At 70.8% G+C, this 9387-nt stretch carries 7 protein-coding genes and 1 pseudogene; 6 read left to right on the forward strand and 2 right to left on the reverse strand.

The window, feature by feature from the left end:
• From B4M60_RS07685 to B4M60_RS07695, 3 genes and pseudogenes are all read left to right on the forward strand, one after another.
• A pseudogene (locus tag B4M60_RS07685) lies at positions 1-411 on the forward strand (protein translocase subunit SecF); the annotation flags it as partial.
• A complete protein-coding gene (locus B4M60_RS07690; protein ID WP_291081917.1) occupies positions 408-965 on the forward strand; it encodes an adenine phosphoribosyltransferase in 558 nt (185 codons plus the stop codon). The pseudogene B4M60_RS07685 and the gene B4M60_RS07690, both read left to right, overlap by 4 nt.
• 45 nt (positions 966-1010) lie before the next feature.
• Positions 1011-3404, forward strand: coding sequence for a RelA/SpoT family protein (locus tag B4M60_RS07695; protein WP_291081919.1), 2394 nt, complete (start codon positions 1011-1013; stop codon positions 3402-3404).
• 42 nt (positions 3405-3446) lie between these two features.
• Here B4M60_RS07695 and B4M60_RS07700 read toward each other — a convergent pair whose 3' ends face one another.
• Entirely contained in the window at positions 3447-4370 is a 924-nt protein-coding gene (locus tag B4M60_RS07700) for a peptidylprolyl isomerase (protein WP_291081921.1), read from the reverse strand.
• Positions 4371-4575: 205 nt separating this feature from the next.
• Between B4M60_RS07700 and B4M60_RS07705 the strand changes: the two genes are divergently transcribed.
• Both B4M60_RS07705 and hisS read left to right on the forward strand, forming a co-directional pair.
• Positions 4576-5241, forward strand: a complete 666-nt coding sequence (locus tag B4M60_RS07705; RefSeq protein ID WP_291081923.1) for an MBL fold metallo-hydrolase — start codon at positions 4576-4578, stop codon at positions 5239-5241.
• Positions 5242-5290: 49 nt separating this feature from the next.
• Complete coding sequence (gene hisS, locus B4M60_RS07710; RefSeq protein WP_291081926.1) at positions 5291-6571, forward strand: histidine--tRNA ligase; 1281 nt, start codon at positions 5291-5293, stop codon at positions 6569-6571.
• A 4-nt stretch (positions 6572-6575) separates the two neighbouring features.
• Here hisS and ypfJ read toward each other — a convergent pair whose 3' ends face one another.
• The gene (gene ypfJ / locus B4M60_RS07715) at positions 6576-7493 is read right to left on the reverse strand and encodes a KPN_02809 family neutral zinc metallopeptidase (protein ID WP_291081928.1); all 918 of its coding nucleotides are present in this window, start codon (positions 7491-7493) and stop codon (positions 6576-6578) included.
• A gap of 233 nt (positions 7494-7726) precedes the next feature.
• Here ypfJ and aspS point away from each other — a divergent pair.
• On the forward strand, positions 7727-9387 hold a 1661-nt coding region (gene aspS / locus B4M60_RS07720), incomplete at its 3' end, for an aspartate--tRNA ligase (RefSeq protein ID WP_291081930.1).

Genomic DNA, 9387 nt, shown 5'->3' on the forward strand with positions numbered 1-9387 from the left:
CCCGCCACCGTGATCGGGCTCCTCACGATCCTGGGCTTCTCCCTGTACGACACGGTGATCGTGTTCGACAAGGTCGAGGAGAACACGAGGGGTCTCAAACACACGGCCAGGCGCACCTACGCGGAAGAGGCCAATCTCGGTGTCAACCAGACTCTGATGCGGTCCATCCACACCACCATCATCGGGATCCTGCCCCTGCTGTCCCTGGTCGTGATCGCGGTGTGGATCCTCGGCGTCGGCACGCTCAAGGACCTCGCGCTGGTGCAGATGGTGGGCATCGTCACCGGTACGTTCTCCTCGATCTTCCTCGCCACACCCCTGCTGGTGTCGCTCAAGGAACGCGATCCCGACATCAGGCGCCAGACGGCCAAGGTCCTGGCCCGACGCGAGAAGGCAGAGGCCACCGCATGACCGACGCACCGACCACCGAGGTCCCCCCGGCGATCAACGCCGTGGTGGATAAGCTCATGAGGCGGGTGGAGGACTTCCCCTCGTCCGGGGTCCAGTTCTGCGACCTCACGCCGGTCCTCGCCGACCCCGACGGCTTCGACGCCGTGGTCAGGGGTCTCCTCTCGGGCCACGAGATCGGCACGGTCGACTACGTCGCCGGGCTCGATGCCCGGGGCTTCCTGCTGGCCGGGGCGGTGGCCGTCCGCCTCCACACCGGGGTGCTGGCCATCCGGAAGGCCGGCAAACTCCCGCCCCCCGTGCATTCGAGGTCGTACGAGCTCGAGTACGGCGCCGCCACCCTCGAACTACCGGCGGACGGCCTCGACCTCCGCGGGAAGCGGGTCCTCGTCGTCGACGACGTCCTGGCCACCGGCGGCACCCTCGGTGCCGCGGTGGGACTGCTGGACGACTGCGGTGCGGTCGTCGTGGGACTGTCCGTCGTTCTGGAGGTCCCCGGCCTTGGGGGTCGGGATAGACTCGCCGACACACCGCTGACCTGCCTCACGGTCGCGTGACCGGCCGCCGTCGTCGACGGTGATGACCTGGAGGGAGGAGCCGGAATGACGCAGCGGCACGATCCCGCCGGGGACGCCGGCGCCGGCACGGACACCGGGCGCGGGCAGCACCCGCAGCCCCAGCCGAACGCCCGGTCGAACGCCCAGCCGAGCACCCAGCCACTCCCCGTCATCCCGGGCACGAGGCCGTCGGCCGGCCGGCGGGTGCGCGCCCGCTGGGCCCGGCGCCTGACCTCCGGGCTCACGGTGACGTCGACCCCCGCCGTCCTGGAGCCGCTGCTGCGCGTGCACCGGATCCATCACCCGAAGGCCGACGTCGGCCTCCTGGCCCGGGCGTACGCCCTCGCCGAGCGGCAGCACGACGGCGTCTACCGCAAGTCCGGGGACCCGTACATCACCCATCCTCTCGCCGTGGCCACCATCTGCGCCGAGATGGGGATGGACACCACCACGCTCGTCGCGGCGTTGCTCCACGACACGGTGGAGGACACCGACTACTCGCTCGAGACCCTCGAGGCGGACTTCGGGGGCGAGGTGGCCCACCTCGTGGGCGGCGTGACCAAACTCGACAAGGTGGACTTCGGCGAGGCCGCCGAGGCCGAGACCATCCGCAAGATGATCATCGCGATGGCGCACGATCCGCGCGTCCTGGTGATCAAGGTGGCCGACCGGCTGCACAACATGCGGACCATGCGCTTCCTGCCCCCGGAGAAGCAGGTCAAGAAGGCCCGCGAGACCCTCGAGGTGATAGCCCCCCTGGCGCACCGGCTCGGCATGGCCACCGTGAAGTGGGAACTCGAGGATCTGGCGTTCGCGATCCTCGAGCCGAAGAAGTACCAGGAGATCGTCCGCCTGGTCGCGGACCGGGCGCCCAGCCGCGACGTCTACCTCGGCACCGTGATCCACCGGGTCAGGACCGACCTCGAGAAGGCGCACATCCAGGCCAGGGTCGAGGGGCGGCCCAAGCACTACTGGTCGATCTATCAGAAGATGATCGTCCGGGGCCGCGAGTTCGACGAGATCCACGACCTGGTGGGGATCCGGATCCTGTGCGAGGACGTCCGGGACTGCTACGCGGCGATCGGGGTCGTGCACTCCACGTGGAAACCGATGCCCGGACGGTTCAAGGACTACATCGCCCAACCCCGGTTCGGCGTCTACCGCTCGCTGCACACCACGGTGATCGGTCCCGACGGCAAGCCGCTGGAGATCCAGATCCGGACGCACGAGATGCATCGCAACGCCGAGTACGGGATCGCCGCGCACTGGCGGTACAAGGAGACCCGCGGCAAGCACCACGGCGACCCGTCCGAGGTCGACGAGATGGCCTGGATGCGCCAGTTGCTCAGCTGGCAGCGCGAGGCGGCCGACCCGGGGGAGTTCCTCGACTCCCTCCGCTTCGAGATGACGAGCAAGGAGATCTTCGTCTTCACGCCGAAGGGCGACGTGGTCAACCTGCCCGTCGGGGCCACGCCGGTCGACTTCGCCTACGCCGTCCACACGGAGGTCGGCCACCGGTGCATCGGCGCCCGTGTCAACGGCAAGCTGGTCGCCCTCGAGAGGCCGCTGGAGAACGGCGAGGTGGTGGAGGTCTTCACCTCCAAGGACCCCAACGCCGGACCGAGCCTGGACTGGCAGAACTTCGCCGTGTCCGGCCGGGCCAGGAGCTCGATCCGCCAGTGGTTCGCCAAGGAGCGGCGCGGGGAGGCCCTCGAGCGGGGCAAGGACCTCATCACGCGGGAGGTCCGGCGCGGCGGCGTGCCCGTCCACCGGGTCTTCTCCAACGAATCGATCGCGGGCGTGGCCCGCGAGCTGGGGTTTGCCGACGTCACGGCCCTGTACACCGCGATCGGTGAGAACCACGTCTCGGCCAAGACCGTCGTCGGCCGGCTCGTCGCCGCCCACGGGGGCGTGGACGAGGTCACGGAGGAGCTCGCGGACAGGTCGAGGGACAAGAGCTTCACCTCGCACCGTCCCGCACCGGCGGGTGCCGGCGTGCTGGTCGGTGGCGTGGAAGACGTGCACGCCAAGCTCGCGCGCTGTTGCACCCCGGTCCCCGGGGACGCGGTGCTGGGGTTCATCACCCGCGGGGGCACGGTCAGCGTCCACCGGACCGACTGCACCAACGCGACCGACCTCCACCGCGAGCCGGAGCGTCTCGTCAAGGTGGAATGGGCCCCACAACCGGGCGCGATCTTCCTGGTCGCCATCCAGGTCGAGGCCCTCGACCGGCATCGCCTGCTGTCCGATGTCACCAAGGTGCTGGCCGACGAGAAGGTCAACATCCTCTCCGCCTCGGTCCAGACGGCCGGGGACGACCGGGTGGCGATCTCGCGGTTCACGTTCGAGATGGCCGATCCCAAGCACCTCGGACACGTGCTCCAGGCCGTCCGGCGGGTCGAGGGGGTCTTCGACGTGAACCGGGTCACCTCGAACTGAGGGAACCCGACCCCCGGCGGGCCGGGTTCCCGGCCGCCGGGGTCACTGCTCGGGCAGGCCCGACTGGGCGGTCACGGCCACGCTCTCGATGGTGATCGGGCGCTTGGGGACCTGGTTGTCGGGGTTCGCCTGGTCGTCGCTCTTCACGCCGGTCTTGGCGATGTCGTCGAGCACCTTGAGGCCGGGCTCACCGATCGTGCCCATGACCGTGTACTCGGGCGGCAGCGTCGAGTCCGCGTAGACCAGGAAGAACTGGCTCCCGGCGCTGTTCGGTGCCTGGGACTTGGCCATGGCCACCGTGCCGCGGGGGTAGATCGTCGAGCCCGAGCCGTCCTCGGCCACGGCGAGGTCCGTGGGGGGCTCGTCCACCACCGAGTACCCGGGGCCGGACAGGCCCGTCCCGGTCGGGTCGCCGCACTGCAGCACCGACAGTCCCGGGCCCTTCTCGGACACCGTCAGGCGATGGCACTGCGAGTCGTCGAAGAAGTTCTGCTCCGCCAGATGGACGAAGCTCGCGACGTTGCAGGGGGCACCGGCACGGTCGAGGGTGAGGGGGATCTCTCCGCGGTCGGTCGTGACGGCGATCTCCGCGGTGCCCCTACGGGGCTGGTCCCCGGTCGGGGGCTCGGCGTCCCGCTTGGTCTTCTCGACCGTGTCGATCTGTGCGTTGAACTTGCGCACCTCGGCCACGACGTCCTCGCCCTGGTCCTTGAACTCCGCCGGGTCGAGCTTCTCCGGGGTCGTCGTGTCGACCGGATACTCACACGTCACCCAGTTCGCCGCGTACTCCTCGGCGCGGTTCTCCTCCGCCTTCATCCAGACGACGACGCCCACGATGCCCGCGAGGACCGCGACCACGATCGACGCGGCGGCGATCTTCAGCTGCTTCTCGCGACGGGCCTGCGCCTCCATCTGCTCGCGCAGGCGCTGGCGCGCCTCTGCTCGGCGTTCTTGGTTGGTGGACACTGACCCTCCTGGGTACCTGGACTAGGCTGGAACAGTCGGCTGAAGCCGCGGCGGGAGCTCACGATAGTGACCCACCGCGGTCCAGCCCAGGATCCTTGTCTACCAGGTCGGGCCGACAGGCCCGCACACCACTCCGGTGTTGGGGCCAGTCGGCCCGGTGCGTATCGGCGGACTTCGTGGGCGATCGAGGAAGGGAGTACGGGGCATGCGGATAGTGGGGTTCCCGGCGGGGATGTTCCAGACCAACTGCTACATCGTGTCCGACGACGCGGGGGACTGCGTGGTCGTGGACCCGGGTCAGGACGCGGAGGCGCAGGTGCGCAAAGAGATCTCCGAGGCCGGTCTGCGCCCCCGCGCGGTCCTGCTGACCCACGGCCACCTGGACCACATCTGGAACGCCCAGAAGGTCGCCGACCACTACGGGGTGCCCGCCTACATCCACCCGGACGACCGGGCGATGCTGGCCGACCCCGCCAAGGGGCTGTCGCTGGACCTGTCGGCCATGCTCAAGGGCGTCGAGTTCGTCGAGCCCGCCCAGGTGATCGAGGTGTTCGACGGGGACACCCTCCGCTTGGGGTCGATGTCCTTCGACGTCGACCACGTGCCGGGCCACAGCCCGGGCTCGGTGTCGTTCCGGATCACGGTCCCGACCGAGGAGGGACCGCGGACGGTGGTCCTCGGTGGCGACGTCCTGTTCCAGGACGGCGTGGGTCGCACCGACCTCCCCGCCGGGGACACCGAGGTCCTCATGCAGTCGATCTCCAAGAAGTTCCTGGTCCTGGACGACGACGCGGTGGTGCTCCCCGGGCACGGCCCCTCGACCACGATCGGGCGCGAACGCCGGGCCAACCCGTTCCTCCGCGACCTGTAGGCAGCCCGCCGCCCGCACCACCCCTCGACACGACAAGGACCTCCCACACGTGACCGGCACCGAGAAGAAGACCGCGCTCAAGGCACCCAAGGGCGTTCCCGACTACGTCCCCCCGGCGTCGGCCGGGTTCGTGGCCGTCCGGGACGCGATCACCTCCGCCGCCCGCCGGGCGGGGTACGCGCACATCGAACTACCGATCTTCGAGGACACGGCCCTGTTCGCCCGCGGGGTGGGGGAGTCGACCGACGTCGTGTCCAAGGAGATGTACTCGTTCTCCGACCGCGGCGGCCGGAGCGTCACCCTCCGCCCCGAGGGCACCGCCGGCGTCATGCGCTCGGTGATCGAGCACGGGCTGGACAGGGGGCAGCTGCCGGTCAAGCTCTGCTACGCCGGCCCGTTCTTCCGGTACGAACGCCCCCAGGCCGGGCGGTACCGGCAGCTGCAGCAGGTCGGCATCGAGGCCATCGGGATCGACGACCCCGCCCTGGACGCCGAGGTGATCGCCGTGGCCGACGAGGCGTTCCGCGCCCTCGGCCTCACCGGATTCCGGCTCGAGCTCACCTCGCTGGGGGACGACTCCTGCCGACCCGCCTACCGGGAGCGGCTGCAGGACTACCTCGCCGGACTCGACCTCGACGAGGCCACCCGGGACCGCGCGCGGCTCAACCCGCTCCGCGTCCTCGACGACAAGCGCCCGGAGGTCCGCGCGCAGCTGGAGGACGCGCCCCTCATGGTCGACCACCTCTCCGAGGAGAGCGCCGCGCACTTCGCGGAGGTGAGGTCGCACCTCGACGCGCTGGGCGTGGCCTACGAGGTCAACCCCCGGATGGTCCGGGGCCTGGACTACTACACCAAGACCACGTTCGAGTTCGTGCACGACGGCCTCGGCGCCCAGTCCGGCATCGGCGGAGGCGGCCGCTACGACGGATTGATGGAGCAGCTCGGGGGTCAGGCGCTGTCGGGGATCGGGTTCGGCATCGGGGTCGACCGCACGATGCTCGCCCTGCAGGCCGAGGGGATCGACCCCGCCGCGGGTGGTCGCGTGGACGTGTACGGCGTCGCGCTCGGCGCGCCGGCCAAGGCCGCGCTCGTGCCCGTGCTCGCCGCCTTCCGCCGCGCGGGCCTACGGGCCGACATGGCCTACGGGGACCGCGGCATGAAGGGCGCCTTCAAGGCCGCGGACCGGTCCGGGGCGGCGATCACCGTCGTCGTCGGCGAGGACGAACTGGCCGCCGGCACCGCCGTCGTCAAGACGATGGCCACCGGCGAGCAGCACCCGGTCCCGCTGGACTCGGTGGTCGGCCACGTCGCCGGCATCCTCGCCCCCTGAGCCGCTACAGCTGGCCGCGGAAGGTGTCGCAGGCCTGCATCGACCCCTGCTCGTAGCCGGTGAGGAACCACTGCCGTCGCATCTCGGACGAGCCGTGGGTCCACGACCCCGGGTCGACGCGCGCGCCGCCGGACTTCTGGATGTGGTCGTCGCCGATGGCCTCGGCGGTCTGGACGATCGCGTCCACGTCCCGCTGCGTCAGGCTCTCCAGGAGCGGCAACTCGCCGCCGGGGGCCGGGGTCGTGGTGGCGTAGTGCGCCCACAGCCCGGCGTAGCAGTCGGCCTGCAGCTCCACCCGCACGGCGCCCGACGAGGGGCCCGCGGGGTCCCGCTGGGACCTGCGGATGTCGCCGAGCATGGTCTGGAGGTGGTGCCCGAACTCGTGCGCGACCACGTACATCTGCGCCGCGCCGCTCGGGGAGGCGCCGAGCTGGCGGACCAGGACCTCGTCGAAGAACGCGGGGTCGATGTAGACGTTCTGGTCGGCCGGGCAGTAGAACGGCCCGATGTCGGAGGACGCGGCGCCGCAGCCGGTGTCGATCGCCCCGGTGAAGATGTTCGTGTGCGGCTGGACCCACCGCATCCCGGCCTGGTCGGGGAGCTGGGTGGTCCAGACGTCCTCGAGGCTCTCGGTGGTGGCGACGATCCGGCAGATCGTGTCGGAGTTCGCCTGCTCGAGGTCGCACTGGTCGATGTGGGCCTGGAACTGCTGCGCGGAGCCGGTCTGCTGCCCCTGGTCACCCGTCGGCCCGGCCTCCAGGCCGAGCTGGCCCGGATCGACGCCCAGGAAGAGCGCGATGAGGACGACGACGAGGCCGCCGACACCGCCGCCGACCGCCATCCCCCGGCGTCCACCCCGGCCTCCGCTCCCGCCGCCCGAGACCCCGCTGGTGTCCAGCTTCCCGCCCTGCCGAAAAGTCATGACCGCCGCCCTCTCGTCCACGCGGTCGCCGGTTCACCCGGGTATGCCGGTCCGCCGCGTCGTAGGGGTCACTGTATTCGCCCCCGGACGGCAGCCGCAGCCGACACCGGGATCGGCCACCGGTGGACGTAGACTGTGCATCGTCAGAGCCCGGGACCGACCGCGTGACGATCGCGGTGGGTCCGACAGTCGCTCGCAGACCACCACCTGTTTCCCACGAGAGGACCACCGCAGTGCTGCGCACCCATTCCGCCGGCCGACTCCGAGCCGCCGACGCGGGGGACACCGTCACCCTGGCCGGCTGGGTGGCGCGCCGCCGGGATCACGGCGGCGTCATCTTTGTCGACCTCCGCGACTCCACCGGCGTCTGTCAGGTGGTGTTCCGCTCCGAGGAGATCGCCGGGCGGGCGCACCGCCTGCGCAACGAGTTCTGCGTGTCCGTCACCGGGGTCGTCGACCGCCGGCCCGAGGGATCCGAGAACCCCGCCCTCGCCTCCGGCGAGGTGGAGGTCGACGTCGTCTCGTTCGAGGTGCTCGGTGAGGCCGCGGCCCTGCCGTTCCAGCTCGACGACGAGGTGGGCGAGGAGGCGCGGCTGCGTCACCGCTACCTCGACCTGCGCCGCGAGGGCCCCGGCTCCGCCCTGCGCCTGCGGTCCAAGGTCAACGCCGCCGCCCGCGCGGTGATGGCCCGGCACGACTTCGTGGAGATCGAGACCCCGACCCTGACCCGGTCGACCCCCGAGGGGGCCCGCGACTTCCTGGTGCCCGCCCGCCTCCAGCCGGGCACGTTCTACGCCCTGCCGCAGTCGCCGCAGCTGTTCAAGCAGCTGCTCATGGTGGCCGGCATGGAGCGGTACTACCAGCTCGCCCGTTGCTACCGGGACGAGGACTTCCGCGCCGACCGTCAGCCGGAGTTCACGCAGCTCGACGTGGAGATGAGCTTCGTCGACCAGGATGACGTGATCGCCGTCGCCGAGGAGATCCTCACCGACGTGTGGGCCACCGCCGGGCAGCAGATCTCCACGCCGATCCCGCGGATGACCTACGCCGAGGCGATGCGCCGCTTCGGCTCCGACAAGCCGGACCTGCGCTTCGACATCGAGCTGGTCGAGTGCACCGAGTTCTTCGCCGACACCCCGTTCCGGGTGTTCAAGGCGCCCTACGTCGGGGCGGTCGTGATGACGGGCGGGGCGTCGCAGCCCCGCCGTCAGCTCGACGCCTGGCAGGAGTGGGCCAAGCAGCGCGGCGCCAAGGGCCTGGCGTACATCCTCGTGGGGGAGGACGGCGAGCTCGGCGGTCCGGTCGCCAAGAACCTGTCGGAGGCCGAGCGCGCCGGGATCGCCGCGCACGTCGGGGCCGAGCCGGGGGACTGCATCTTCTTCGGCGCCGGTGGCGTCAAGACCACGCGCGCGCTGCTCGGCGCCGCCCGGGGCGAGATCGCCGACAAGCTCGGCCTCATCGACCCGGCGAAGTGGGCGTTCACCTGGGTCGTCGACGCGCCGATGTTCGAGCCGGCCGACGACGCGACCGCCGCCGGGGACGTCGCGGTGGGCTCGGGGGCGTGGACCGCCGTGCACCACGCCTTCACCTCGCCCAAGCCCGAGCACCTCGACACCTTCGACACCGATCCGGGCTCGGCGCTGGCGTACGCCTACGACATCGTGTGCAACGGCAACGAGATCGGCGGCGGGTCGATCCGCATCCACCGCAAGGACGTGCAGGAGCGCGTCTTCGGCGTCATGGGAATCTCGCAGGAGGAGGCGCAGGAGAAGTTCGGCTTCCTACTCGACGCCTTCTCCTACGGCGCCCCGCCGCACGGCGGCATCGCGTTCGGCTGGGACCGCATCTGCGCGCTGCTCGCCGGGACCGAGTCGATCCGCGACGTGATCGCCTT

This window comes from Dietzia sp. UBA5065, assembly GCA_002415925.1.
Taxonomy (GTDB): Bacteria; Actinomycetota; Actinomycetes; order Mycobacteriales; family Mycobacteriaceae; genus Dietzia.